21 protein-coding genes and 1 tRNA gene are annotated in these 25,732 nt (G+C 62.9%); 16 read left to right on the forward strand and 6 right to left on the reverse strand.

Translation table 11 applies throughout. The annotated features are described in order from the left end of the window. The first annotated feature begins 81 nt into the window (after positions 1-81). The 3 genes from ABDZ98_RS12680 to ABDZ98_RS12690 are packed head-to-tail and all read left to right on the forward strand — an operon-like array spanning position 82 to position 2,954. Positions 82-1,179, forward strand: a complete 1,098-nt coding sequence (locus tag ABDZ98_RS12680) for a GNAT family N-acetyltransferase (protein ID WP_343808588.1) — start codon at positions 82-84, stop codon at positions 1,177-1,179. Next, the gene (locus ABDZ98_RS12685; protein WP_343808591.1) at positions 1,176-2,015 is read left to right on the forward strand and encodes a cupin-like domain-containing protein; all 840 of its coding nucleotides are present in this window, start codon (positions 1,176-1,178) and stop codon (positions 2,013-2,015) included. The genes ABDZ98_RS12680 and ABDZ98_RS12685 overlap by 4 nt, the downstream gene beginning before the upstream one ends. A gap of 33 nt (positions 2,016-2,048) precedes the next feature. Then, the gene (locus ABDZ98_RS12690) at positions 2,049-2,954 is read left to right on the forward strand and encodes an acyl-CoA thioesterase (protein WP_343808594.1); all 906 of its coding nucleotides are present in this window, start codon (positions 2,049-2,051) and stop codon (positions 2,952-2,954) included. 6 nt (positions 2,955-2,960) lie between these two features. On the opposite strand, the gene ABDZ98_RS12695 is transcribed toward ABDZ98_RS12690, so the two are convergent. Together ABDZ98_RS12695 and uvrC are read right to left on the reverse strand one after the other, a co-directional pair. Beyond that, positions 2,961-5,654: a beta-glucosidase gene (locus tag ABDZ98_RS12695; RefSeq protein WP_343808597.1), complete on the reverse strand. Its 2,694-nt coding sequence runs from the start codon at positions 5,652-5,654 to the stop codon at positions 2,961-2,963. A gap of 67 nt (positions 5,655-5,721) precedes the next feature. Beyond that, entirely contained in the window at positions 5,722-7,680 is a 1,959-nt protein-coding gene (gene uvrC, locus ABDZ98_RS12700; RefSeq protein ID WP_343808600.1) for an excinuclease ABC subunit UvrC, read from the reverse strand. Positions 7,681-7,781: 101 nt separating this feature from the next. On the opposite strand from uvrC, the gene ABDZ98_RS12705 reads away from it, so the two are divergent. Beyond that, positions 7,782-8,960: a BaiN/RdsA family NAD(P)/FAD-dependent oxidoreductase gene (locus ABDZ98_RS12705; RefSeq protein ID WP_343808602.1), complete on the forward strand. Its 1,179-nt coding sequence runs from the start codon at positions 7,782-7,784 to the stop codon at positions 8,958-8,960. A gap of 36 nt (positions 8,961-8,996) precedes the next feature. Here ABDZ98_RS12705 and ABDZ98_RS12710 read toward each other — a convergent pair whose 3' ends face one another. Next, on the reverse strand, positions 8,997-11,981 hold the full coding sequence (locus tag ABDZ98_RS12710) for a porin family protein (RefSeq protein WP_343808605.1): 2,985 nt from the start codon (positions 11,979-11,981) through the stop codon (positions 8,997-8,999). A gap of 245 nt (positions 11,982-12,226) precedes the next feature. On the opposite strand from ABDZ98_RS12710, the gene infA reads away from it, so the two are divergent. The 8 genes from infA (at position 12,227) to ABDZ98_RS12750 (ending at position 19,262) form a co-directional block, all read left to right on the forward strand. Then, on the forward strand, positions 12,227-12,472 hold the full coding sequence (gene infA / locus ABDZ98_RS12715; protein ID WP_343808610.1) for a translation initiation factor IF-1: 246 nt from the start codon (positions 12,227-12,229) through the stop codon (positions 12,470-12,472). Positions 12,473-12,483: 11 nt separating this feature from the next. Beyond that, positions 12,484-13,059, forward strand: a complete 576-nt coding sequence (locus ABDZ98_RS12720; protein WP_343808613.1) for a Maf family protein — start codon at positions 12,484-12,486, stop codon at positions 13,057-13,059. Further along, positions 13,052-14,011 (forward strand): ribonuclease E/G family protein, encoded by a 960-nt coding sequence (locus ABDZ98_RS12725; RefSeq protein ID WP_343808616.1) that lies wholly within the window; start codon positions 13,052-13,054, stop codon positions 14,009-14,011. The genes ABDZ98_RS12720 and ABDZ98_RS12725 overlap by 8 nt, the downstream gene beginning before the upstream one ends. Then, entirely contained in the window at positions 14,008-14,190 is a 183-nt protein-coding gene (locus ABDZ98_RS12730) for a DNA gyrase inhibitor YacG (RefSeq protein WP_343808619.1), read from the forward strand. The genes ABDZ98_RS12725 and ABDZ98_RS12730 overlap by 4 nt, the downstream gene beginning before the upstream one ends. Before the next feature lie 91 nt (positions 14,191-14,281). Continuing rightward, positions 14,282-14,356: transfer RNA gene (locus tag ABDZ98_RS12735), tRNA-Phe, on the forward strand. Positions 14,357-14,646: 290 nt separating this feature from the next. Beyond that, positions 14,647-17,103, forward strand: a complete 2,457-nt coding sequence (locus tag ABDZ98_RS12740) for an outer membrane beta-barrel protein (RefSeq protein ID WP_343808622.1) — start codon at positions 14,647-14,649, stop codon at positions 17,101-17,103. Between the two features lie 129 nt (positions 17,104-17,232). Then, the gene (locus tag ABDZ98_RS12745; RefSeq protein ID WP_343808625.1) at positions 17,233-18,594 is read left to right on the forward strand and encodes a hypothetical protein; all 1,362 of its coding nucleotides are present in this window, start codon (positions 17,233-17,235) and stop codon (positions 18,592-18,594) included. 80 nt (positions 18,595-18,674) lie between these two features. After that, positions 18,675-19,262 carry a CC0125/CC1285 family lipoprotein gene (locus tag ABDZ98_RS12750; protein ID WP_343808628.1) on the forward strand — a complete coding sequence of 196 codons (588 nt, stop codon included), beginning with the start codon at positions 18,675-18,677 and terminating at the stop codon, positions 19,260-19,262. A 150-nt stretch (positions 19,263-19,412) separates the two neighbouring features. Here ABDZ98_RS12750 and ABDZ98_RS12755 read toward each other — a convergent pair whose 3' ends face one another. After that, on the reverse strand, positions 19,413-21,185 hold the full coding sequence (locus tag ABDZ98_RS12755) for a sodium:solute symporter family protein (protein WP_343808631.1): 1,773 nt from the start codon (positions 21,183-21,185) through the stop codon (positions 19,413-19,415). 23 nt (positions 21,186-21,208) lie between these two features. Continuing rightward, entirely contained in the window at positions 21,209-21,520 is a 312-nt protein-coding gene (locus ABDZ98_RS12760) for a DUF4212 domain-containing protein (protein ID WP_343808634.1), read from the reverse strand. 153 nt (positions 21,521-21,673) lie between these two features. Here ABDZ98_RS12760 and wrbA point away from each other — a divergent pair, with 153 nt between their 5' ends. Beyond that, a complete protein-coding gene (gene wrbA, locus ABDZ98_RS12765; protein ID WP_343808637.1) occupies positions 21,674-22,276 on the forward strand; it encodes an NAD(P)H:quinone oxidoreductase in 603 nt (200 codons plus the stop codon). A gap of 21 nt (positions 22,277-22,297) precedes the next feature. Here wrbA and ABDZ98_RS12770 read toward each other — a convergent pair whose 3' ends face one another. Further along, positions 22,298-23,041: an SDR family oxidoreductase gene (locus ABDZ98_RS12770; RefSeq protein ID WP_343808640.1), complete on the reverse strand. Its 744-nt coding sequence runs from the start codon at positions 23,039-23,041 to the stop codon at positions 22,298-22,300. A gap of 110 nt (positions 23,042-23,151) precedes the next feature. Between ABDZ98_RS12770 and ABDZ98_RS12775 the strand changes: the two genes are divergently transcribed. Genes ABDZ98_RS12775 through ABDZ98_RS12785 form a run of 3 tightly spaced genes read left to right on the forward strand, consistent with a single transcriptional unit; the run spans position 23,152 to position 25,720 of the window. After that, a complete protein-coding gene (locus ABDZ98_RS12775; protein ID WP_343808643.1) occupies positions 23,152-23,601 on the forward strand; it encodes a winged helix-turn-helix transcriptional regulator in 450 nt (149 codons plus the stop codon). 33 nt (positions 23,602-23,634) lie between these two features. Continuing rightward, positions 23,635-24,927 (forward strand): cation:proton antiporter, encoded by a 1,293-nt coding sequence (locus tag ABDZ98_RS12780; RefSeq protein WP_343808646.1) that lies wholly within the window; start codon positions 23,635-23,637, stop codon positions 24,925-24,927. A 1-nt stretch (position 24,928) separates the two neighbouring features. Then, entirely contained in the window at positions 24,929-25,720 is a 792-nt protein-coding gene (locus tag ABDZ98_RS12785) for a formate/nitrite transporter family protein (protein WP_343808648.1), read from the forward strand. Positions 25,721-25,732: the final 12 nt, after the last annotated feature.

A 25,732-nucleotide genomic window follows, 5' to 3' on the forward strand; every position in this document is an offset into this window, starting at 1 on the left:
AATGTGCCATTTCCGGATTTGCGCGCATCTTGTCAGAGCGATGATCCTGTACGTGCGCCCTTTGCCTCTCCAAAAATCGTCATGCGCTCCTGCCCGTGGTCGGAATTCGACCGGGCAGACAGGATCGGCCATTGGGACGCGCTGGCGCAATGGGCCAGCGAGCCCAATCCCTTCTTCGAAAGCTGGTTCCTGCTTCCCGCCCTGCGCGCGCTCGATGCATCCCGCCATGTCAAATTCCTCTGCCTTAGCGTGGAAGGTCAGTTGGCCGGGCTGATGCCGATCACGCGCAGCCCGCGTTATTATCGCTATCCCTTTCCGCATCTGGCCAATTGGGCACATTCCAACTGCTTCCTGGGAACACCGCTGGTGGCCCTGGGCTGTGAGCGGGTGTTCTGGCAGGAAATGCTGCGCTGGGCCGATAGCCATGCGCAAGCATCCATGTTCATGCATCTGATCCACCTTCCGCTGTCCGGTCCCCTGCATGAAGCGCTGGAGGATGTGCTGGCCGATCAATCGCGCCTGTCGGGCATCGTCATGCGCCAGGAACGCCCGATGCTGGCATCGCCGCATTCAGCCGAAGACTATCTCGAAACCGTGACCTCCAAAAAGCGCCGCAAGGAAATGCGCAGGCAGTTCAACCGCCTGTGCGAAGCTGGCCCGACTGAATTCGCGTGGCAATGGGATGAGGACGATATCGTTCGCTGGTGCGAGGATTTCCTGCTGCTGGAAGCATCCGGCTGGAAAGGAAAATCCGGATCCGCTCTCGCCAGCACCCCGGATACCTCGCAGTTCTTCCGCCAGTCCATGCTGGGTGCGGCCAGGAAGGGCAAGCTTGTCCGCCTCAGCCTGATGCACCGTGGCAGGCCGATTGCCATGCTGGCCAATCTCATCGACCGGCCCGGTTCATTCGGCTTCAAGACCGCCTTTGACGAAGAGTTCTCAGCCTTCTCACCCGGCGTGCTGCTGGAACGCGAATATCTCGCCACCCTCGATCGCAAGGATATTGCCTGGTGTGACAGCTGTGCCGCCCCGGACCATCCGGTGATGTCCGATCTGTGGGCAGCACGGCGCCCGATCGGCCGCATTTCCATCGGCATTGGCGGAAGGTTGCGCAGGACAGCTTTCGAACAGATTCTCTCGCTCGAAATGGCGAGGCAAGGAGAGGCGGCCCGGTCATGACTGTGTTTCCCCCAAATTCACACCAGGAGTTCGCCGCGCATTATCCCGAAGCGCCGTGCAAGCTTGTGCACGCGCTGGGAACGCACAGGCTGATGAGCCTGGAATCGCTCGCCGCGCTGGCGGATTTCCTCCCTGACGATTCGGTGGAATGCAATCCGGCGGACCTCCCCATCGGGGTTGACGGCAAGCCGCAGGAGACCGGCCTGTCTGGCGGGGAGACCATCCGCGCGATCGAGAGCGCCCACAGCTGGGTAATGCTCAAGCGGGCGGAACAGCATCCCGCCTATCGGCAATTGCTGAGCGATCTTCTGGACGAACTGCGACCGCAGGTGGAACCGCGCACCGGTGCGATGATGAACCTGCAGTGCTTCATCTTCATCACTTCCGCCGGCGGGGTCACACCGTTTCACTTCGACCCTGAGCACAATATCCTGATGCAGCTGCGCGGCTCCAAGGTGCTGACGGTCTTTCCGGCTGGCGATGAACGTTTTGCGCCCCACGAAAAGCATGAAGCCTATCACCGCGGCGGCGGGGCCGAATTGCCCTGGAACGATGAAATGGCCACGCATGGGACGCGCGTTTCCCTGCAACCGGGTGACGCATTGTTCATCCCGGTCATGGCTCCACATTTTGTCAAGAATGGCAATGAAGTGTCTGTTTCCCTGTCGATTACCTGGCGCAGCGAATGGAGCTTTGCCGAGGCGGATGCACGGGCATTCAACTCCATTCTGCGCAATTTCGGGCTCAATCCCAAACCGCCGAGGCGCTGGCCCGGCTCCAACAATATCAAGGCGCTGGCGTGGCGCGCGGCACGGCGTATTCCCGGCATAGATTGACTGACGCGTTCTGGCCGCCCATTGCCGTAAGCGATGGCCTCGTTGATTCAGAACCACCCCACCCCGGAGCAGCTCGTGGCAGAGCTTATGCTGCTGCTCGATCTGGAGCCGCGTGGCGGTGATCGTTTCATCGGACCGCGCCATCCCGAAGGCATGGGCCGCGTTTTTGGCGGGCAAGCCATTGCCCAGGCGCTGGGCGCGGCGCGGCGCACCGTACCCGATGATCGCCACACACATTCACTGCATGCCTATTTCCTGCGCGGCGGCGATGACAAGTTCCCTATCGAATTTCGCGTGAAGCGCGATCTGGACGGGCGCAGCTTTTCCAATCGCCGGGTTGTCGCCAGCCAGAATGGCGAGCCGATCCTGAACCTGATCGTCAGCTTCCAGAAGGTGGAAGAAGGCATGCACCACCAGCTGGCGCAGATGCCCGATGTTCCCCCGCCCGAAGAACTACGGCCCGATTCGGAAGTTCGCCGCGAAGTGGCCGAGCAATTGCCCGATGGACTGATGAAGCAGCTGATGTTGCGTCCGCGCCCGATCGATTTTCGCTCTGTCGAACCGCGTGACTGGCTGAACCCGGAAAAACGCGAACCACGCGCCCATTGCTGGTTCCGCACCGTCGCCAACCTGCCCGATTACCGCCCCATCCACCGCGCCGTGCTGGCCTATACCAGCGATTTCCAGCTGCTTTCCACCGCGCTGCAACCGCACGGGCTCAGCTTCCAGAAGGGTGAGGTCAAGGCTGCCAGCCTGGATCATGCGATCTGGTTCCACGGCGATTTCCGCGCCGATGACTGGATGCTCTACGTAACAGACAGCCCCTGGTCGGGCATGGCGCGCGGATTTGGCCGTGGCCAGATATTCACCCGCGATGGCCGTTTGGTGGCCAGCGTGGCGCAGGAAGGCATGCTGCGCGCCGTCACCCCCAAAGACTGATCCGGCCTAGGGACTGATCTCGAAGGCCATTTCGCTGATCACATCGCGCGATGATGCACCAAGCCGCAGCGCATAGGTTCCCCCGGCAATCTGCCAGTCCGCCCGCGCCGAATCCCAATACTGGAAAGCGTCGGCAGGCACGGCAATCTCCACCATTTCCTCCTCGCCCGCTGCCACGGTGACACTGGCAAAGCCCTTGAGCTGCCAGGGCGCGGAGCCGGTTTCGGGCGGAAATGCCAGATAGAGCTGCGGCACTGCCGTTCCCACACGGTCTCCGGAATTGCGCACGATTACCTGCGCCAGCAGCGAGCCGTCCTCGCGCATTTCAGCGTCGAGCAATTCCATCTCCATCGCGCCATAGGAAAGCCCGTGGCCGAAGGGGAACAGCGGCTGCTGTCCGAAGCGGTCGAAATAGCGATAGCCAACGAAGACCCCCTCATCGAAATGGGCATCGCCCAGCGATCCTGTTGGCGGATCGATCAGGCCGGGCATCTGGTGCGCCAGCGTGGCCGCACCCTGCGATGCATCGGCAGGAAAAGTTACCGGCAATCGCCCGCGCGGTTCGCTATCGCCGAACAGCAGTGCGGCGACAGCGGGACCGAATGCATCGCCGGGAAGCCACATTTCCATCACCGCCGCCACATCGTCCAGCCACGGCATCGCCACCGGACCACCGGTGTTGAGGATGACCACCGTATTGGGATTGGCGCGCGCCACGGCGTCGATCAGCCGGTCCTGATCCGCCTGCAATTCCAGCGAGGTGCGGTCCATCCCCTCACCCACCAGCTCTCCCACGAACACCACGGCCACATCGGCCTCCCGTGCGGCGGCAGCGGCATCGCGGATCAGATTGTCCGGTCCTGCATGGCCAAAGCGCAGCGTCAGCCCCATCTCCATGCCGAACATTTCCATCCGCTCTGCCCGAAGCGCGCTGCGCGGCGTATATTCGATGCGGATCGCCACCGGTTCCAGCGACGGCAGTTCCACATTGGCGAATAGAGCATTGCCGAAATCGGCGTGGGCGAACTCACCCATCAGCTCTCCGCCGATCCACAGCCGCGCGCTGCCCGATCCGTGCAGGCTGAAGCGGTGCAGCCCGCTCTGGTCGGGCGTAAACACGCTGTCATAGCGCACCGACCAGCGATTGTTGCGCGGCAGGCCCGGAATGGCAGGCGCTGCGGCAAGCGACGGGTCTTCCACCACTTCCTCCGCCCGCGCGGACTGCGGGAACTCCAGGTCAGCGCTCGAATAATATTGCGCCAGGAAACCCGGCTCACCATCGGGCGTAGCAAATTGCTCCGGATCGGGCGCAGGCAGGGCGCGAAGGCCCAGCGTCCCAGCGGAGTAGGTAACGGCAATGTCCTCCCCCGCGCGCTCCGCAATGGCAGGAAATGCCGGCTGGAAATGCGCCGGCGCAACGAAGGGAGAACCTTGCTCCACCACCACGGCCAGATCGCTTGCCTGCAGGCCGATCACGGCAATCGACGTAACATCGGGTCCAAACGGCAATATGCCGCCCTGATTGCGCAGCAGCACACTGCCCGAAGCCAGAATATCGGCGGCAGCAGCGCGGTTTTGCGGCGTGGAGATCACGTCACGCGTGCGCTCTGGCGGATTGTCCATCAGGCCGATGCGGAAGGCCGGGACCAGTCGGCGCAGGATCATGTCATCAATCCGCGCCATCGGCACTTCGCCGTCCGGCACCGCCTGCCGCAGGGGCTTTTCCTCTGCCAGCGCGGCATTGACTGGACTGGGGCCGATCGATCCCGCGTCCAGACCCGCCAGCACCGCACGGGTGATGCTGCGCTGTGCCGAAGGGAAATCGGGCGCGGCATAGCCATCAAAGCCCCATTCGCGCTTCAATATGTCGAACAGATGGGCGTTCTCGCAGGCATAGACGCCGTTGATGCGCGGGAAGGAACACATCACCGCGCCCGCTCCGCCGCGCTGCACACCGGCGCGGAAACCGGGCAGGTAAATCTCCCGCATGGCCCGTTCGCTGACGATATTATTGCCCGCCGCGCCGGAACCGGAAGGCTGGTCCCCCACGCGCCCGGCATCCTGCGCATAGACGGCATAATGCTTCATCATCGCCAGGACGCCGCCTTCGGTCAGCGCACCCACCTGAGATGCGGCCACTTCCGCAGTCAGGAACGGGTCCTCTCCCATGCTTTCCGACAGGCGGCCAAAGCGCCAGTTACGGGCAATGTCATAGGCCGGGCCGAGAATCACGCCGCGGCCCGAAGCGCGGAATTCGTCTGCCAGCAAGGCGCCATATCGCGCGGCGATGGCGCGGTCGAAACTGGCCGCTACGGTGATGGGAGACGGCAGCGCGGTGGCTCCGCTGCCCGCAGCGGTTAGGCCTGCGGGCCCATCGGATGCGCCGATTTGCGGCAATCCCAGCTCGGCCACCACATCGCGCACGGCCGCTTTGCCATCGGGGCTGATCCCCACCGGCACGCGGCCCAGGAACAGCAGTTTTTCATCCAGCGTGGTGAACCGGTCGAGCACGAAAGACGCCCGGCATTCAGGCGTGTAGGAGGTGTTGGTCCACGGCTCGGACTCGTCCGCCCGGGCAGAACAGCCTTCGCCCTGCGTTGCCCAGATTTCAGCCGAACCGGAGGTTTGCGCCGATGCGATCTGCGCAAACCCGCAGGCCACAGCCAGCGCCGCGCCCGTCAAAATGCGGAAATAATTCAAGACCTGCCCTCTCCCTCGCCCCAATTACGCGGGCTTGTAGCGCATAAGCCTCGCGGTCAAATGCTTCTCACCCCCGCGAATGGTAAAAGTCGTAAATCATCTGCGCCACGCTTTCGCTCACACCCGGAGCGCGCTGGAGGTCTTCCAGAGAGGCCGCGCGGATCTTGCCCGCCGTGCCGAAATGGAGGAGCAGCGCGCGTTTGCGGGCAGGACCGATACCGGGAATCTCGTCCAGCGGGCTGGCCGTGATCGCCCGGCTGCGCTTGGCGCGGTGGGCGCCAATGGCAAAGCGGTGCACCTCATCGCGCAGGCGCTGGAGATAGAACAAGACCGGTGAATTGGTCGGCAGGGTCTTCTCGCGGCCATCGGGGAAGTGGAACACTTCGCGCCCCTCGCGCCCGTGATGCGGGCCTTTGGCAATCGCGATCAGCGGCACGTCTTCAATCCCCAGCTCCTCCAGCGTATCGCGCACGCTGGACATCTGGCCCTTGCCGCCATCGATCAGCACCAGATCGGGCCACATTCCGCCCTCCCCAGTTCTGGCCCGGTCCGGGTCTTCCTTCATCGCACGGCTGAAACGGCGATGCATGACTTCGCGCATCATGCCGAAATCATCATTGGTCTGCGCGCTCTTGATGTTGAACTTGCGATACTGGTTATTGAGGAAACCCTCCGGCCCAGCCACCACCATCGCGCCCACGGCATTAGTGCCCTGGATATGACTGTTGTCGTAGATCTCGATACGCGCAGGAACGTCCGCCAGTTCAAGGAATTCGGCCATCTCGCGCATGGTTTTTGCCTGTGTGCCGCTTTCGGCAAGGCGGCGGTCGAGCGCTTCTGTGGCGTTGCGGCTGGCCTGCTCCATCAGCTTGCGCCGGTCTCCGCGCTGGGGAATGGAAATCTCCACCTTGCGCCCGACCAATGCGCTGAAAGCTTCCTCCAGCAAGCCCTGCTCGGGCAGTTCGCGATCGACCAATATGGTACGCGGCGGCGGCACTTCTTCATAGAATTGCCCCAGCACGCGGGCCAGCACCTCCTCCTTCTCCACATCCTGCGTGTGGGTGGGGAAGAAGGCCCGGTGGCCCCAGTTCTGCCCGCCGCGCACGAAGAAGGCCTGAATTCCGATCTGTCCGCCCTTGGCCGCCAGCGCAAACACATCGGCATCGCCCACGCCTTCTGCGTTCACCGCCTGCGAGCCCTGGATGAAGGTGGCCGCACGCAGACGATCACGCAGAATGGCCGCGCTTTCGAAATCGAGCGCCTCTGCCGCCTCCTGCATCTGCGCTTCGATCTTGGCCTGCACGGCGCCCGATTTGCCGCCGAGGAACTGCTTGGCCTGATGCAGCAATTCATCATAGCCCACCTTGTCGATCCGCCCCACGCACGGGGCCGAGCAGCGCTTTATCTGATAGAGCAGGCACGGCCGATCCCGGCGAGAGAAAAAGCTGTCTGTACAGGACCTTATAAGGAACAGCTTCTGAAGCGCGTTAATTGTGGTGTTGACCGAACCGGCGCTGGCGAAGGGGCCGTAATAGGCACCCTTGGCCTTGCGCGCGCCGCGGTGCTTCATGATCCGGGGGAAGTCATGGCCCTCGCGCAGCAAGATAAAAGGAAAACTCTTATCGTCACGCAATAACACATTGTAAGGTGGGCGGAATTTCTTGATGAACTGCGCTTCCAGCAGCAGCGCCTCGGCCTCTGAATTGGTGGTGACGATTTCCATGCTGCGCGTCTGGCTGACCATCCGCTGCAGACGGTTGGTGAGGTTGGCCACCTGCGTATAGTTGGCCACGCGGTTCTTCAGCGCACGCGCCTTGCCGACATACAGAACGTCGCCCCGGGCATCGAGCATGCGGTAGACGCCGGGCTTGGGCTTGAGCGTCTTCACCACATTGCGAATGGCCTGCACCCCGGCCTCAATGTCGGGCTTGGAAGACCCGCCCTTCATCACATAGGTCGCCCGCCCCTCATTGAAGCGGTCGGAGCCGGTCGGCGTGTCTGGAGTTCCGGCGGGTGTGCGCGACATGGGCATGGAGATAGGATCGCCGCCGCCAATTGGCAAAGCGCGGGCTTCAATTATCCCTTATCACTTGGCACTTGTCCTTCTGGAGGGCTAAGCGCGCTGCCATGTCCACATATGATGTCATCATCCTTGGCGGCGGAGCTGCGGGCCTGCTGTGCGCCGCCATGGCCGGCCAGCGCGGGCGCAATGTGCTGGTGCTGGAACGCAGCGAGAAGGTGGGCAAGAAGATCCTCATCTCCGGCGGCGGGCGGTGCAATTTCACCAATGTGAATGCCAGCGCGGCCAATTACATCTCCGCCAATCCGCACTTCTGCAAGTCTGCGCTCAGCCGGTACAGGCCGCGCGACTTCATTGATCTGGTCGATCGGCACGGCATCGCCTGGCACGAAAAGACGCTGGGCCAGCTGTTTTGCGATGGCAGCGCGCGGCAGATTGTCGACATGCTGCTGGCCGAATGCGCGGCAGGCCCCGGTGAGGTGACGATCCGCTGCAATGAGGAAATCTCCGATGTCACCCATGCAGGCGACCAGTTCACCGTGCGGACCCAATATGGCAGCTTCACCGCGCCGGCACTGGTGATCGCCACGGGCGGGCCGTCTATTCCGGCAATGGGCGCGACCGGCTTTGCCTATGATCTGGCGCGGCAATTCGGCCTGAAAGTGGTCGAACCGCGCCCGGCCCTCGTCCCGCTCACATTGGGCGGCGATGAAGTGCTGTTCCGCGAATTGTCAGGCGTCGCCGCCCCGGTGGAGGCGAAGGCGGGCAAGACCAGCTTTCGTGAAGCCGCCCTGTTCACTCACAAGGGCCTGTCCGGTCCGGTGATCCTGCAAATCTCCAGCTACTGGAAGCCGGGCGATCCGCTGGCGATCAACTTCCTGCCCGATGCAACTGCGGGCTGGCTGGTCGATGCCAAGCGAGAGCGGCCATCAGCCACATTGCGCGCAATCCTGCGCGAACATCTGCCGGCAAGGCTGGCCGATGTGCTGGCCGATCAACTCGGGCTGGAAGGCGACCTGGGCAACAAGACCGACAAGGCGCTGCATGCAGCCGAAGCGCGGCTGGCGCGCTGGGAATTCCACCCCAATGGCAGCGAGGGTTTCGCCAAGGCCGAAGTCACCACGGGCGGCATTTCCACCGCAGAGCTTTCATCCAAGACGATGGAATCCAGCAAAGTCCCCGGCCTGTACGCCATTGGCGAGGCAGTGGACGTGACCGGCTGGCTGGGCGGCTATAATTTCCAATGGGCCTGGTCGTCAGCCTTCGCCGCCGCCCAGGCCCTTTGATAGACAGGCCCTCTGATAGACAGGCCCTTTGATAGATCAGAACAGCTTGCGGAACTCGATCTCGAAGCTGCGCCCGATCGGATCAATCAGGAACGGCTGGTAACGCAGCGGAACCAGTCCGGCATCATCCGTCACGCGCTGGCGGGCGTCGAAGATATTGTCGATTCCGATGCCAACCCGTGATCCGGCGAGCAGTGGCACCGCCTCCACCAGCTTGGCCCGCTGGCCCAGATCGGCAAAGGCGCGCACGTTGAGGGTGAAGTAATCGCCGAATGCCAGATCCGTGCTGCCCGGCAATCCGGTGCCATTGATGGTGGAGGAGCCGGTATAGCGCCCATCCCAGATCAGGCCGAAACCGTTGTAGAATGTGCCCACACGCAGATTTGCCGAGTGGCGCGCCTGTCCGCCGCCCGCCAGCGCATCGCCATCGAGCAGGTCCAGAACCGGAATTCCCGGCGCGATCAGCACCTTGTTCTGAAGTTCCAGATTATATTGCAGGTTCACGAACCAGCGACCGCCGGAGCCGCCGCGTCCGGGGCCAAATGGCAGGCCACCAGCGCCACCGCCGCCGCCAGCTGACGGCGGACCGCCCTGCGCGGCACCAGCCTGCGGCGGGCCGCCAGCCGCACCGGGTGCGCCGGGAGCACCTTGGCCACCGGCGAATTGCGGCGGGCCATCGGTGCTGCAAATGCGTGTACGAATGGCGTTGAAGCGCTCCGGATCGATCTGTCCGTCCTCACCCGCGAGCCGCTCCAGCATCTGCGGCGGGATAGCCATCGCCTGGCCATCTGCCCCGACGGGCATTTCCTGGCCCGATCGCGAGGCGGCAAGCGCATCGTTAAGCTGGCCGCGCACCACATCGGGATCGGCATCGCAGAATGTCGCGCGCATCTGCGCAAAGCGGGCGGGATCGGCCTGGAAGCCTGCGGGAGGGCCACCTTGCCCGCCGCCGCCGCCAAAACCGCCAAAACCACCGGGAGGCGGTCCGCCAGCAGGCGCGCCGCCACCGGGAGGGCCACCGCCGCCAAAACCGCCAAAGCCGCCGGGAGGGCCACCGCCACCGCCGAAGCCGCCGCGACCACCACCGCCGCCGCCGCCGCCACTGGCTCCGTCGCCGCCGATCTGGCCGGACAGGTTGATGCCGAATTGCAGGCGCTCTTCATCCTGCCTGGCAAAGGTCACCGGTCGCTGGTCAATCTGGACCAGAGTGCCGCCGCCATCACGCACGAAGCGATCCGGGAAGGCCGCCTCTATCGCCGGGGTCAGGACCGGGAAGCCGGCTGCCACGTCGGTGGAGGCGTTGCGGACATAATCGAGCGAGAAATTGGCGCCTTCAAGGAACGGCAGTTCCCATTGCACGCCCAGCTTCCAGTCCTTCTGGCTCTGTGCGGGCAGCAGGGGATTGCCGCCGGTAATGACCGTGACCAGCACGGTCTGATTAGTGGAAAGATCAAAAATCGGCACGTTGGGCGTGGCAATTTCAGGATTGCCCAGCTGGCCCAGCGAAGGCGCGGTATCGCGGTTGATATAGCTGACGTTGAAAGTCAGCGTTTCGGTGACACCCCAGGTCAGGCCCAGGTTCCAATCATACAAAGTGCCGAAATCGGAGAGGTGATCGATGCCGGCGCTGGCATTCACACTGATATCGCCCAGCGCGGCCAGCACATCATCGCGGCGGCTGGTCAGCGGGATGCCGATGTTGAAACCCGCCGTCAGATCACCGCGCTTGAGCGATGTCAGCAGGCCGGGATTGCGCGTGTCCTGGCTTTCAATGCGGTTCCAGTCATAGCCGGCATTGAATGTGACGTTCACATCACCGGCAGGCAGGTAGAACGGCGTGCCGCGCGCGGTGGCAAGGGCGCTGGCGGTGTCCGTCTTGGTCAGCGCCTCTTCAAATCCGGCATCGGGAAAAGTGCCAAGATCGGCATCGATGGCCAGCGTGCCCGCAGCGGCGGCAGCCACCAGGGCGGTGGTATCGAGCCTGCGCTGCGTCAGGTTGCGGGTGCTGGCATGGCTGCCATCCAGCGTGCCGGTGACCTGCCAGTCGCCCACGCCCAGATTGATGGAGGCGCCGCCTGCATAGGTGTCACTGCGACGATCGACTGCCAGCGGATCGGTTTCGTTGAAGCTGCGCAGCAGGCTGTTGCCGCCCGCGTCGGTCAGCAACACCGTGTCCAGGCCCTGCAGGCGCTGGCTGTCATCGCGCTCGAACGTGGCGTTGAGGCTGAGCGAATTGCCTGCGCCGATAGTGGTGCTCCAGTTCACCGTGGCTTCCACCCCGGCAGAATCGCTCACCAGGCTGCGATAGTCAGCCGGATCGGGATCGGTGGCCAGATCAGGCACGCCGCCCGATTGCACGATGGAGCGTTCTGCCTCTGTCAGCAGGCTGGAATTGTCCCACCCAAGATTGACGTTCAGCCGCGAAGGCCCGTCAATCCGCAGATAGGTCGCTTCAACTTCCTGCGTTGAGTAGCCGCCGTCGAATGGCTGACCGTATTGGCCCTCCAGTTCGCGGCTGGAGAAATTGTCCTTGAGGATGACATTGACCACGCGCTGATCCGGCGCATAGCCATATTGCAGCGCAACTTCCTCAGGGAAAACCTCGAATTTCTCGATCGCTTCGGGCGGATAGCTGCGCAATTCGCGGAATGAGGCGATGCGCACACCATTGACCAGAATGACCGGAAAGCCGCCGCCGCCACGTCCGCGCGAACTGGACACCTGCGGGCCCAGCGCCTGGATCAGTTCGGCAATGGAGCCAGCACCATAGGCGGCGATGTCTTCCTGCGTCAGCTCCAGGATCGGCGGCTGCGGCGCCTCGATCTGGCCCAGCAGACGCGCGCCAAGGACAACGATCGTATCCTCGTCATAGTCCGCGCGGGGATTGGGACTGGCCTCTGTGGTGTCCCCGTCATCCTGTCCGATGATAGGCGCGCCGCTCTGCGCCCGTGCAGCCGAATATGGCGCAAGCGACAGACTTATGGCGATAGCAGTCAGACTGGCCGAGTGTTTCAGGCGCAAATTATTACTCCGGACATGATCCAATTCCAGGCCCCGGCGAGGCATATGTGCGGCACTGCACAATCGCACAATACGGCATGGGGTAATAAAATGTCGCAAATGTATCCAAGCTGTCTTGGCCGATCATTTCCCGGCTGGTTTCCGAGGCAAATTTACCGGCAAATCACGGGGAGACTTCCCTTTTTGCCCGCTCGCCGCTATGGCGCGCCGCCATGGCGAAATTTGCACACGGAAAACTGATTTAAATGGCTAAGGAAGAACTCCTCGAAATGCGCGGCAAGGTGGTGGAGCTGCTGCCAAACGCGATGTTCCGGGTAGAGCTTGAAAATGGCCACGAAGTGCTGGGCCACACCGCTGGCCGCATGCGCAAGAACCGTATCCGTGTGCTGGTGGGTGACGAGGTTCTGTGCGAACTCACCCCCTATGATCTGACCAAGGCCCGCATCACCTATCGCTTCATGCCGGGACGCAGCGGTCCGGGGCCGCAATAGACCGGCCGGGCGTGAGCACGCCCCAGCTCGTCCTCGCCTCTGCCAGCCCGCGCCGGCGCGAATTGATCGCGCGGCTGGGCATAGCGCCTGACCACATCAACCCTGCCGATATTGACGAAACGCCGCACAAGGCGGAGCGCGCGCGCGACTATGCCACGCGCATGGCCCGCGAAAAGGCCGAAGCGGCGGCAGAGGATGCCGCGCATGTGCTGGCGGGCGATACGGTCGTGGCGCTGGGTCGCCGCATCCTGCCCAAGGCCGAGGATGAAGCGACTGCACGCGCCTGCCTCGAACTGCTTTCAGGCCGCCGCCACGTGGTGCTTTCCGCCATTGCCCTGCGTGCGCCCGACGGCAGCATGCAGGAACGTCTGAGCGAGACCAAGGTGCGCTTCAAGCGCCTGACCGCGCAGGAGATCGACGCCTATATCGCCAGCGGCGAGTGGCACGGCAAGGCTGGCGGCTATGCCATTCAGGGCGCCGCCGAAGGCTTGATCGCATGGATTTCCGGCAGCCATTCGGGCGTTGTCGGCCTACCGCTGTTCGAAACGCGCAGCGTACTCAAATCTGCGGGGTTTCCCATTGGCTGACTGGCTTGTTGAACAGGGTATTGGCGAGGAACGCGCCATTCTGGTGGAAGATGGCGAGGCGCTTGCCGCGCATGTCGCCTGGCCGGGCGAACTGGCTGTGGGCCAGATCGAAGACGCCATACTGGTTTCGCGCGCAAAAGGCGCCAAACGCGGCCGCGCGCGCTTTGCCAGCGGCGAGGAAGCGCTGGTGGACCGCCTGCCAAAGGATGCCAGCGAAGGGTCTGCGATCCGTCTGGAAGTGACCCGGTCCCGCATTGGCGAGGGGAGCCGCGTGAAGCTGGCCCATGCCCGGCCCACGCAGGCCCCGCCCTGCCCCGCGCCCACTCTGGCCGAGCAACTGGGCGCGCGCGTGGTGCGCCGCTTCCCGCGCGGATGCTGGGAGGAGATTTGCACCGAGGCGCAGTCCGGCATTTGCGAATTCCCGCGCGGTTCGCTGCATTTCTCGCCCACGCCGGCGATGACGCTGGTCGACGTGGACGGCACGCTGCCTCCGCGCGACCTGGCGCTGGAGGCGATCGATCCGCTGGCCCGCGCCATCGCCCGCTTTGGCCTTGGCGGCGTGATCGGGGTGGATTTCCCCACCTTGCAGGCCAAGGATGAGCGCAAGGCCGTGGATGTCCATCTGGCTGGCGCTCTGGCCGATTTCGATCATGAGCGAACGGCCATGAACGGCTTTGGCTTCGTGCAGATCGTCGCCCGGCTGGTGCGCCCGTCCATTCTCCACCGCATCCAGCACGATCCCGCCGGTTCCGCCGCGCGCCTGCTGCTGCGTCAGGCAGAGGAAGTGACCGATCCCGGCGCGATCCTGCTCACCGCCCATCCCGCCGTGATCGCCCGCCTGACGCCCGAGTGGCTGGCGGAGCTGGCGCGGCGCACCGGGCGCGAGCTGCGCATGGCGCCGGACCCGGCACTTGCACCGCAAAGCGGTTTCGCGCAGGCAGTGCCATTATGACTGCAAATTCGAAGAAATGCCCCATCTGCGGCAAGCCCCGCAACGCAGACTTCCGCCCCTTCTGCTCGGCACGTTGCAAGGACCGCGATCTGGCAAAATGGTTCGGCGATGGATATGCCGTGCCCGGCCCGGCAGTGAACCCGGAAGATTTTGCCGAGGATATTGGGCGGGAGGATTGAAAACCCCCCTTGCCAAGCGCGAAAGGCTTCGCCATAGCGCCGCTTCCATTCGCTCGCCGGTCCTTGTTTGAAGGATCGCCGCCGCGGCGATGCCCGGGTAGCTCAGTGGTAGAGCAGACGACTGAAAATCGTCGTGTCGGTGGTTCGACTCCGCCCCTGGGCACCACTCCTTTTCGTTGCCCTATCGCCTTCGGCTACTTGAGGGCGGGTTCGTTGCCCTATCGCCTTCGGCTACTTGAGGGCGGGTTCTTTGCCCTATCGCCTTTGGCTACCTGAGGGCGGGTTCTTTGCCCTATCGCCTGCGCCTGCCTCGGGGCGGATTGTGGGCCGCTTGCGGGCGCGCCATCCGGCTTTACGTACTTCCACTTAGGGTCATTTACGAAGTGGCTGAAAATCCCTGATCTCTAGACGCTGGTCCTTCAGTTCAACCAGTTTCAAGAACAGGGGTCGGCGAAATTGCGCAGGTTCAGAACCACTCTGCTGCTGGCCGCAGCAATCTTTCCACACACGGCATTTGCGCAGAATGCCGAGGAACCGTCTGCATCCGCATTCGCAGGTGATCAGGCCGCCACGGCGCAGGATACGCCCCCGGCATCCTCGGGCCGCACCACCATTGATGCATCGCTCGATCTTGGGGCCGTTTACAGCGACAACATCTTCGCCACCCGCCAGCGCGAGGTTGACGATCTGCTGCTGGTGGCCCGCCCGCGCCTCAATATTGCCCACCGTGACGGGGCAGACAGCATTGCCGTCCGTGCGCAGGGCGAGTTCGGCCGCTATGACCAGAACGACAGCGAGAACTATGACGACTGGCTGATCGGCATCGATGGCCGCCTGGGTCTTTCTGGCGCGGCGACACTGCTTGCTGGCGGTGATCTGCGGCGCGAGCATGAAGGGCGGTCTTCGCCTGAAGCCACAAACGGCATTTCCCCGACCGAATATGACCGGCTCTATTCCTACCTCGGCATGCTGATAAACAGTGATCCGATCTTCGTGCGGGTGGCCGGCACGATGACCGACTACAACTATGATGACGTCGCCACGCTGGGCGGGATCATCAACAATGATGACCGTGACCGGACAATGGTGGATCTGGGGCTGCGCGTCGGTCACGAACTGCCATCGGGCATGCAGATCTTCGTGCAGGGCGCGTTCGATTATCGCGAATATGACACTGCCGCCGACGATTTTGGCTATCAGCGCAACTCCGAAGGGTTCTCTATCGGGGCCGGCGTCAGGCACCAGCTCTCCCGCCGCCTGAGCGCGGAGGCCCATGTCGGCTACCTCCAGCAGCGATATGACGATCCGCGCCTGCCCAATATCTCGACCGTGGATTTTGGCGCAGTGATCGACTGGTCCGGGCCCGCCGGACTCTCCGCTTCGCTGCGCACCGACAGGACCGTGGAGGAGACCACCCTGCCCGGTGCCTCTGCCTATGTGCTCACCACCAGCAGCTTCGCCTTGCGCGCACTTCCCCATCCCCGGCTGAATACCGGCCTCACGATCTGGGGATCGCACTATGATTATCGCGGCGCGCCCCGGTCCGAATTTGTCACCGGCGCCAATGTGTGGACCCGCTATTACCTGAACAGCCACCTCTATCTTGGCCTCGACTATAATCTGGCGCAGCGTTCATCGAATGCCGCCGGGTTCGATTATGACGAAAACCGCTTCATGATCAGCATCGGCGGGCAGGTGCAGCCGCGCTATTCCTCCGCCGTCAGCCCCTTGCGCCTTGGCGGCGCCGCACCGGGCGGCGCCTATGCGGCGGTCCTGCTGGGTCATGGAACGCTGGCAACCGCAATCGACGGTCCCCGGCTGATCGGCAGCAATACCGCCGATTTCGGCGGCACGGGTGAAAGTTATGGCGCGGCAATCGGCTACGGCGTCACCACCGGGATCGTCTATTTCGGTCTCGAAGGCGAAGCCATGCTCGGCGGGCCGGACTGGGTCCATGCCTCCGACAGGATGTTTGCGGTGGAGAAGAAGGACAGCTTCGGCATCGCTGCCAGGCTGGGCCTGGTGACTGGGGAAAGCGACCTCCTCTATGTCCGGCTAGGCATGAATGCGGCCAGTTTACGGACCCGCTATGACTTTGCGCCCGACAGCTATCGGGACAGTGACCGCAAGACCGGGCTTGGCTTCGGCCTGGGCATGGATGCCAGCGCGGGCGAGCGTGGCTTCGTGCGGTTCGAATATGTCATGTCGTCTTACGGCGATTACGATGTCCCGGCCGGCGGCGGCAATATCGACAATTTCTCCTCATCGGAAAGCCAGTTCCGGCTTGGCGGCGGCGTGCGTTTTGGCGGAGCGTCGGTGGATACGAAGGACATCGCCCAGGTCGACTTCTCCGGCCCCTATGTCGGCGTTCAGATCGGCCACGGCGCGCTGACCAGCGACAATGCCGGTATCCGCCTTGGCAGCACAGCCATCGATGTCCCGCGCAGCAGCCACGGGCCGTTGCTGGGCCTGATGGCGGGCTTTGGCGAGGTCTTCGGCCGCACCTACCTCGGGTTGGAGGTGGCAGGCGATGTGTCCAATATCGACTGGAATGTGGACCGCGATCAGGCAGGCCTGATCTATTCTGCCGAGCACGATTATTCCTTTGGCGCGAGCGCACGCGTGGGTCAGCTGCTGGGCAAGACCAGCATGATCTTCGCGCAGGGCGGTGTGGTCAGGACCCGTTTCGACCTGCCCTTCAACACCGCAACCGCCTCGGTACGGTCAACCCGCACGCAAACCGGCCTGCGGCTGGGCATTGGCGTGGAAACCGGCCTTGGCGCGAACACCCGCCTGCGCCTCGATTATTCGGCCACGCAGTACCGGCGCTACGATGTCCAGTACGACCTGCAGGCCGACAGTTTCGACCATGCCGAAACGCAATTCCGGATCGGCCTGCTGTGGCATCTTTGAGCGGGAAGCGGCGCGTAAATCCCCAGACGAATAAGGGAATTCCCGCATTTGGGAATCTACGTAATTCGTCCCGTCCCGTCACCGCCTAGATATTCAGAATCGGGTTAAAAAAACAAAATGGAGAGTCCCATGAATTTCTCGAAGATCGCCACACTGAAACTCGCCACTTCGGCTGCAGCGCTGTTTGTCCTGGGCGCCGGACTGCCGCTCACCGCATTCGAGGCCAGTGCCTCTGCGGCGCAGCAGCAGCAAGGACAGGGCGGCAGCGGACAGGGTGGTCAGGGCCAGGGTGGCCAGGGCAGCCAAGGTCAGGGTGGCCAGGGCGGTCAGGGTCAGGGCGCACAGGGTCAGGGCGCACAGGGTCAAGGCGGATCTGGTGCTGGTGGCAGTCAATCGGACCAGGCCGGCAGCGACAGCGGCCAGAGTTCGCCCGGACAGGGTTCTTCGGGACAGGGTTCGCAGGGGCAGGGTTCTTCAGGCCAGGGCAGTCAGTCCGGCCAGAGCGGTCGCAGCGGCAACGCCGGTTCCGGCGCGAGCCAGCCGCCGCGCGGGCTTGATGATATCCTGCGCGATATCTCCACCAGCGACGAAGACGAGGATTCCGATCGCCCGGCATGGGCCGGCGGCGGTGGTGGCCCGAACGATCGCGGCGGCAAGCCCTCCACCGCAGGCAGCGCACGCGGTGATCTCTATGGCGACCTCTACGTCATCCTGCGCGATGACAACGGCGTGCCAATCCTGACCGATGAAGGCTTCGTTCAGCCGATCGATGCGGACGGCAACCCCATCCCGCTGGATGAGGAAGGCGCACCGATCGATCCCTCGCTGGCGATGGAAGTTGAACTGGGCCGCCTCAACGTGGGCCGTTCACCCAATTCCGTGCTCGATAACCGGGCGCAGGAAGTGATCGACATGCTCAACGATGCCGACGCCTTGAGCCTCGATGCGGCAGGCCGTCTGGTGATTACCATCGATGGCGTCGCCAAGACGATCGATTCCCCGCTGGAGAATCTGGCGATCTATGTCGCTCTGATGACGCAGGGCACCATCCCCGACGTGGCTGACCTTCCCGGTGAGGATTTCGACCATCTGATCGATGGCGTATTCACCGTCGAGGATCTGGCTTCCGCCGCATCCTTCCTGGCCGCTGCAAGCGACAAGGCTGGTGAGCTGACGACGGATGAGGTGGCCTATATCAACGCCTTCCTCGGCATCAACACCACCTCGGCAGGCAATGTCACGTGGACCGACATGGACTTCTCCGAGTTCGTTTACGACCGCTCGGACACATATGAGAATGTGACGGTCACGGTGCTGGTCCAGCAGGGCAACAATTGGGTGCCGACAGTGGTCAACGTCTACGAAGTGCTCTTCAACAGCACCGACTTCAGCAACAGCGGCACGCTGGAAGCCTTCGCCCAGGCTGCCGAAGATGCGCGCGCCGTGATCGAATACATCCACGAATATGAAGTGCCGGTTGAACAGCTGTGATGGGCAACCGCCAGATTGACTGATCCGGTATCCAGACGAGGGCGGCCATGTGTGCCGCATGACAGACAAGGACGATTACGATGAGACTTTCCTTGAAGCATGCAAAACTGGGCCTGGCCGCCCTCCTGCTGGCGACAACGGTCACCGGCTGCATGACGCCCACCCCCTACCAGCCAGATGTGCGCGGACAGGCGGTAACGGGTGGCTATTCAGAGCAGCGGATTACCGAAAACCGCTTCCGCGTCACCTTCTCCGGCAACAGCCTGACGTCACGGGACCGTGTGGAGGGATATCTGCTCTATCGCGCGGCCGAACTGACGGTGCAGAACGGCTATGATTATTTCATCATCATCGACCGCGATACAGAGCATGACGTGCGCACATATGTGCAACCCGATCCGCTCTATCGGCCTTGGTACGGTTCAGCCTATCCCTATTGGCGGCCGCACTGGAGCTATTACGATCCGGTCATGGGCTGGACGATCTGGCACCCGGAATATGGCGATCCGTTCTGGGCGCGGCGGGTAAATGTGCGCACGGTGGAACGCTTTGAAGCCCACGCGGAGATCGTGATGCATCACGGAACGCCGCCCGCAGACGAGATCAGGGCCTTCGTTGCCCGCGAGGTGATGAGCAATCTGGGACCGACCATCGAGTTCCCCGAATAGCGGCCAGAATCCCGGCATTCAGCAGTCCCTGGCTGAATCCGGGTAGATCGATGCCGCCGGATACCCCGACCCCCCTCCCGTTGGTGTCCGGCGGCATCAAATTCTGACGCAAGGCGGGACGGGCGGCAGCCCGTTCGGACGGGTCTGCAATCAGTGCATATGCGGGGTTTCGGCACCCTTGGGCACGCGGATGCTGGCAACCAGTCGGCGGACATCCTGCGGAACCGGAGCGGTCAGCTTGGCCACGGTGATCGCCACGGCGAAGTTGATGACCATGCCGATAACGCCAATCCCCTCCGGCGAGATGCCAAGCAGCCAGTTGGCCTCGATATTGCTCTCTGGCGACCACAGCTTGAACCATGCGATGTACAGGAAGGTGAAGGCCAGCCCGCTGACCATGCCCGCAATCGCGCCCTCGCGGTTCATCCATTTGGTGAAGATGCCCAGGAAGATCGCCGGGAACAGCGATGCTGCCGCCAACCCGAACGCAAAAGCCACCACCTGCGCCACCCAGCCGGGCGGATAGACCCCCAGATAGCCCGCCACCACGATCGCCGCAGTGGCAGCGATGCGGGCAGACAGAAGCTCTCCCTTTTCCGTGATTTTCGGCCGGAAGGTCTTCTTCAGCAGATCGTGGCTGACAGAGCTGGATATGACCAGCAGCAATCCCGCCGCAGTCGATAGCGCCGCAGCAAGGCCACCCGCCGCCACCAGCGCGATCACCCATCCGGGCAGGCGCGCGATTTCCGGATTGGCGAGCACCATGATGTCGCGGTCGACGTAAATCTCGTTCTCACCCACAACCGTCTGGTTGGAGGTGATCCGTTCGCCCGATAAGCCGCGCGCGCCGGTATATTCGGGCGCCCCGTTGAAGGCATCGCCGCTGCGGTACTGCATCACGCCATCGAAGTTGCGATCCCGAAAGGCGATCAGGTCATTGTCTTCCCAGTTGGTGAACCATTCGGGCGCATCGACATAGGATTGCTCATTCACCGTATCGATGAAGTTGAGCCGCGCGAAAGCCCCCACAGCGGGCGCGGTGGTATACAGCAGCGCGATAAAGATCAGCGCCCAGCCCGCAGAAATGCGCGCATCCGATGCCTTGGGAACGGTGAAGAAGCGTACGATCACATGCGGCAGGCCCGCCGTGCCGATCATCAGCGCGGCGGTGATGCAGAACACGTCGATCATCGACTTGGATCCATCGGTATAGGCCCCGAAGCCCAGATCCTGCAGCACCAGGTCGAGCTTTTGCAGCACGAACAGGCCCGATCCATCCTCCACTCTGCTGCCCAGCCCGATCTGCGGCACCACATTGCCGGTGACCATGAAGCTGATGTAGATCGCGGGCACCAGATAGGCGAAGATCAGCACGCAATATTGCGCCACCTGCGTATAGGTAACGCCCTTCATGCCGCCCAGCACGGCATAAACGAAGACGATCGCCATGCCGATGATCACGCCCAGCGTCACCGACACATCGAGGAAGCGGCTGAACACGATCCCCACACCGCGCATCTGCCCGGCGATATAGGTAAAGCTGATGAAGATCAGGCACACCACCGCCACCACGCGCGCGGCTTTGGAGTAATATCGCGCGCCGATGAAATCGGGCACGGTGAACTCACCGAACTTGCGCAGGTAAGGCGCCAGCAGCAACGCCAGCATCACATATCCACCGGTCCAGCCCATCAGGTATACGCTGCCGTCATATCCCGAAAAGGCGATGATTCCGGCCATGGAAATGAAGCTGGCCGCGCTCATCCAGTCGGCCGCCGTGGCCATGCCGTTGACGACCGGATGCACGCCGCCGCCAGCAACATAGAATTCCGATGTGGAGCCGGCGCGCGCCCATATGGCGATGCCGATATACAGCGCGAATGATCCGGCAACGAACAGGTAGATCAGTGTTTGCGTTTCCATGGCCCGAGCTCAATCCTCCCCATTCAATCTTCGAGGTGATATTTGCGCTCGAGCCGGCGCATGGCGAAGGTGTAGTAGAAGATCAGCGCGATGAAGACATAGATGCTGCCCTGCTGCGCGAACCAGAAGCCCAGCGGATATCCGCCGATGCTGAACTGATCGAGCCAGCCGCGGAACAATATGCCTGCGCCAAAGGACACGGCGAACCAGATCGCCATCAATATGCCCAGCAGCTTCAGATTGGCTGTCCAGTAGGCACTGCTGTCGGCAGTCTCATTGTCAGAGACCGCTGCGCTTTCGCCGTCTTCGGGCGTTTCGATTGGTGTATCGCTCATGATGTCAGCAAAGGTCTTGCGCGGAACCTGAATGGCCTGCCAACGTTACAGGCACCATCCCGGACGGCCACGCTTCCCATCCCTCCCCCTTGTATTTTGCGGCGAGTGTAGCGAAGGCGTGGTGTCCGACAAGCTGCAAAGTAAGGAAATTTCATGGCCCGCATTCTCGTCCTCTATTATTCGTCCTATGGTCACACCGCAGTGATGGCTGATGCCATTGCAGAAGGCGTAACCGGCGCCGGCCATGAATGCGAAATCCGCTATGTGGCCGAAACCGCCCCGCCCGAAGTGGCCAAGGCGGCAGGCTTCTCGCAGCGTGAGGATCACAGCCAGATCGAAGGGCCCGATGCGCTGGAAGCCTATGACGGCATCATTGTCGGCTCGCCCACCCGCTATGGCCGCATGTGCAGCCAGATGGCGGCCTTCTGGGATACCACCGGCGGATTGTGGATGCGCGGCGCGCTGAACGGCAAGGTCGCCGCCGTGTTCACCTCCACCGCCAGCCAGCACGGCGGGCAGGAGACGACGCTGTTCAGCCTCATCACCAACATGCTGCACATGGGCTGCACCATCGTGGGGCTGGACTATGGCTTCCAGGGCCAGATGGGCGTGGACGTGGTCAAGGGCGGCGCACCCTATGGCGCCACCACCCTGGCCGACAGCGACGGCAGCCGACAGCCCAGCGAAGCCGATCTGGACGGCGCACGTTACCTGGGCAAGCGCGTGGCAGAAACGGCAGCCAAACTGGCTGCCTAAGCTCCGCCGCCGTCCCCGCGCTTATAGCTGAGCAAGCATTTCGAGCATGGGCTTCACCCTGCCGTCTTTCTCTGCATTGCGCAGTGGCAGGACCATCTTCACCAGATTCTCCTCTGGCGTGGGTTCAAGCTCGAAATTGGCCATTGTCTGGGCGATGTAATCGTCCAGCGGCAGATAACCGGCGCGCGTTTCCTGCCCTGGCGTAAGCCCCGTCTGCACCGCAGGCGGGGCAATTTCGATCACCTCGATCATGCCCTGCAACCGGTGGCGAAGTTCCGTCGTGTAGGAATGCACCCCCGCCTTGCTGGCGCTATAGGCTGGCGCACCGGGCAGAGGGACGAAAGCCAGCCCGCTGGAAACAGTGCAGATTGCCGCGTGGTTCTGGCCCGAGAGCTGCGGGATCAGCGCCTCGACCACGCGCATCGTGCCGAGCAGGTTGATATTCACGATCCGCTCCGCCGTTTCGATTGATCCGCCGCTGCCCAGCTCCTGACGCAGCATGATGCCCGCCGAATGGATCAGCATGTTGAGCGCTGGAAAATCGGCAGAGAGCTTTGCCGCGCAGGCTTCAACCGATCCATTGTCCGCCACATCCAGCATAATTGCATGCATTTTGCTGCGCCCTGCGATGGTCTGGCTCAGGCTCTCCTGCGTGCGGCCTGCGACAATCACAATGTTGCCGCGATCGGCGAATTGCCGGGCCAATGCCTGCCCGATGCCCGAGCCGCCGCCAGTGACCAGAATAGTGTTTTCAGTAAGTCTCACGGGAGTCTCCCTTGCCTGTGGACACAAGATCGCAATTTCGCTCTCTTTATGATAGAAGGCACTTCAAAGAATTATACTTACCAAAAAGAGAGCGTAGGGTTTTCAGATAGATGGAACAGTTACCTTTTGATTTGCACGAGGTTAAAGAGGCGAACCCCATCGCCAATGAAACAACCTCGCCACCCAAAGACGCAGTCGATCCCGGGCTGGAGCAACTGGTCACCGAACTGATCGGCCATGTCGCGGACAAGTGGACCATGCTGGTGCTGGAGGTGCTGGAGGACAATGGCTGCCAGCGTTTCACCCAGATCGCCCGGCACATTCCCGAAATCAGTCAGAAGATGCTGACCCAGACGTTGCGCCGGATGGAACGCGAGGGCTTGCTCACCCGCACCGTCCACCCTGTCGTGCCGCCGCATGTTGATTATGAACTGACCGATCTGGGCAAGAGCCTGGGAGCAGCCTTTTGCGGCGTCTGGCTATGGGCGGAAGCGAACATGACCCGCATTGAAAGTGCCCGCAGAAAATTCGATGCGGGGCTTCAGGCAGCAAAGGGCTAGGCCGATACCCAGCCAGCCGCTATCCCCTCAACCATGCACGAAACAACAGGCGGTCTTTCCCCATTCGATCTTGCGGCCATGCTTATCGTGGCATCTGCGCTGCTGGGCACGATAAACCACCATTTCTTCAAGCTGCCGCATGTCATCGGCCTGACGGTGATGGGCGCGGTGGCCGCGATCGGCCTGCTGATGGCCAATGAATTCATCCCCGGCGTGACGCTGGACAACAGCGTGGCGCGGCTGCTGGAGGAGATGAACTTCACCCAGACGCTGCTCGACGGGATGCTCAGCTTCCTGCTGTTTGCCGGCGCGCTGCATGTCGATCTGGACCGGCTGCGGGCGGACTGGGTGCCGGTGCTGCTGCTCTCCACCGTGGGCGTGATCGTCTCCACCGTGCTGGTGGGTCTGGCGATGTGGGGCGTAGGCACGCTGATGAGCCTGCCGATCGTGCCGATCTGGTATTTCGTGTTCGGCGCGCTGATCGCCCCCACCGATCCGGTGTCGGTCCTGGGCGTGCTGAAGGAGGAGAACGTCGAGGAGAGCCTGCAGGCCACCGTTGCGGGTGAAAGCCTGTTCAATGACGGCGTGGGCATCGTGATCTTCGTGATCCTGCTGGGTGCGGCGCTGACGGGTGAAGACTTCAGCCTGGCAGAGGGCGCGCGGCTGTTCGTGATGGAAGCGGGCGGCGGCATACTGATCGGCCTGATCGCGGGCTACATGGGCTATCGCGCCATGCGATCGATGGACGAATATGCGCTGGAGGTGACGATCACGCTGGCCGTAGTGATGGGCGGATATGCCCTGTGCAGCTTCCTGCATGTGTCCGGCCCGCTGGCGATGGCGGTGGCCGGGCTGCTGATCGGCAATCACGGCGTGACCTATGCGATGAGCGACATCACCCGCGATTATGTGATCAAGTTCTGGGAAGTGGTGGATGAACTGCTCAATTCGGTGCTGTTCCTGCTGATCGGGCTGGAAATGATCGTGCTGGTTCCCGGCCTGCCGCATCTGGAACTGGCGCTGGCCGCCATTGTCATCACGCTGGCAGCGCGCGCAATCGCGGTCACAGTCTCCACCCGCGTGGTGCCTGCCGCACGGCCCAAGGCGGAGGGCGCATGGGGCGTGCTGTGGTGGGGCGGACTTCGCGGCGGAATCTCCATCGCGCTGGCGCTGTCCCTGCCCCCCGGCCCGACCCGTGAACTGCTGCTGGCCGCCACCTTCGCCGCCGTGCTGTTCAGCGTGCTGGTGCAACGCTCCACGCTGGGCAGGCTGATTGAACGCGGCAAGGTTCCGCACGGCGACGGCGCGCCGGAAAGCTTGCAATGACATGAGCAGCGAACCCCATCCGCTCGACGTGGTGGCACCGGCGCAAATTGCCCGGCTGGTGGAGGACGTGGCGCTGCGCAAGGTTCAGCTGCCCTTCGTGCAGACGCTGACACTGGGCGTTCTGGCCGGGGCCTTCATTGCCTTTGGGGCGATGTTCTTCACCCTTGTCATCACCGGCAGCGAGCTGGGCTTTGGCCCCACGAGGCTGCTGGGCGGCATGGCCTTCTCGCTCGGGCTGGTGCTGGTGATCATCGGCGGGGCAGAGCTGTTCACCGGCAACAGCCTGATCGTGCTCGGCCTTGCAGACGGTCGCGTGTCGCTGGCGCAATTGCTGCGAAACTGGGGGATCGTCTATCTGGGCAATCTGATCGGCGGCGTGGCCACGGCGATACTGGTCCACCTGTCCGGCATTCTCGATATGAGCGGCGGCGCTGTGGGCGTTACCGCGGTGGCCATATCCGATGCCAAGCTGGCGCTCGATCCGCTGCAAGCCTTCGCCAGAGCCATATTGTGCAACGTGCTGGTGTGTCTGGCGGTGTGGATGTGCTTCGCCGCGCACAGCGTTTCAGGCAAGGTGCTGGTGATCCTGTTCCCCATCACCGCCTTCGTGGCGCTGGGCTTCGAACACTCGGTCGCCAATATGTACATGATCCCCGTCGCCATGTTGCACGCAGGCGTGATCGACATGGGTCCGGCGCTGCAAAACCTCGCCGTGGTAACCGCAGGCAATGTGGTCGGCGGCGGCGTTCTGGTAGGGCTGGTCTATTGGCTGGTGTATCTGCGCGCGGATTAGGGCTCCAGCCAG

The organism is Alteraurantiacibacter aestuarii, from assembly GCF_039523595.1.
Lineage (GTDB): Bacteria > Pseudomonadota > Alphaproteobacteria > Sphingomonadales > Sphingomonadaceae > Alteraurantiacibacter > Alteraurantiacibacter aestuarii.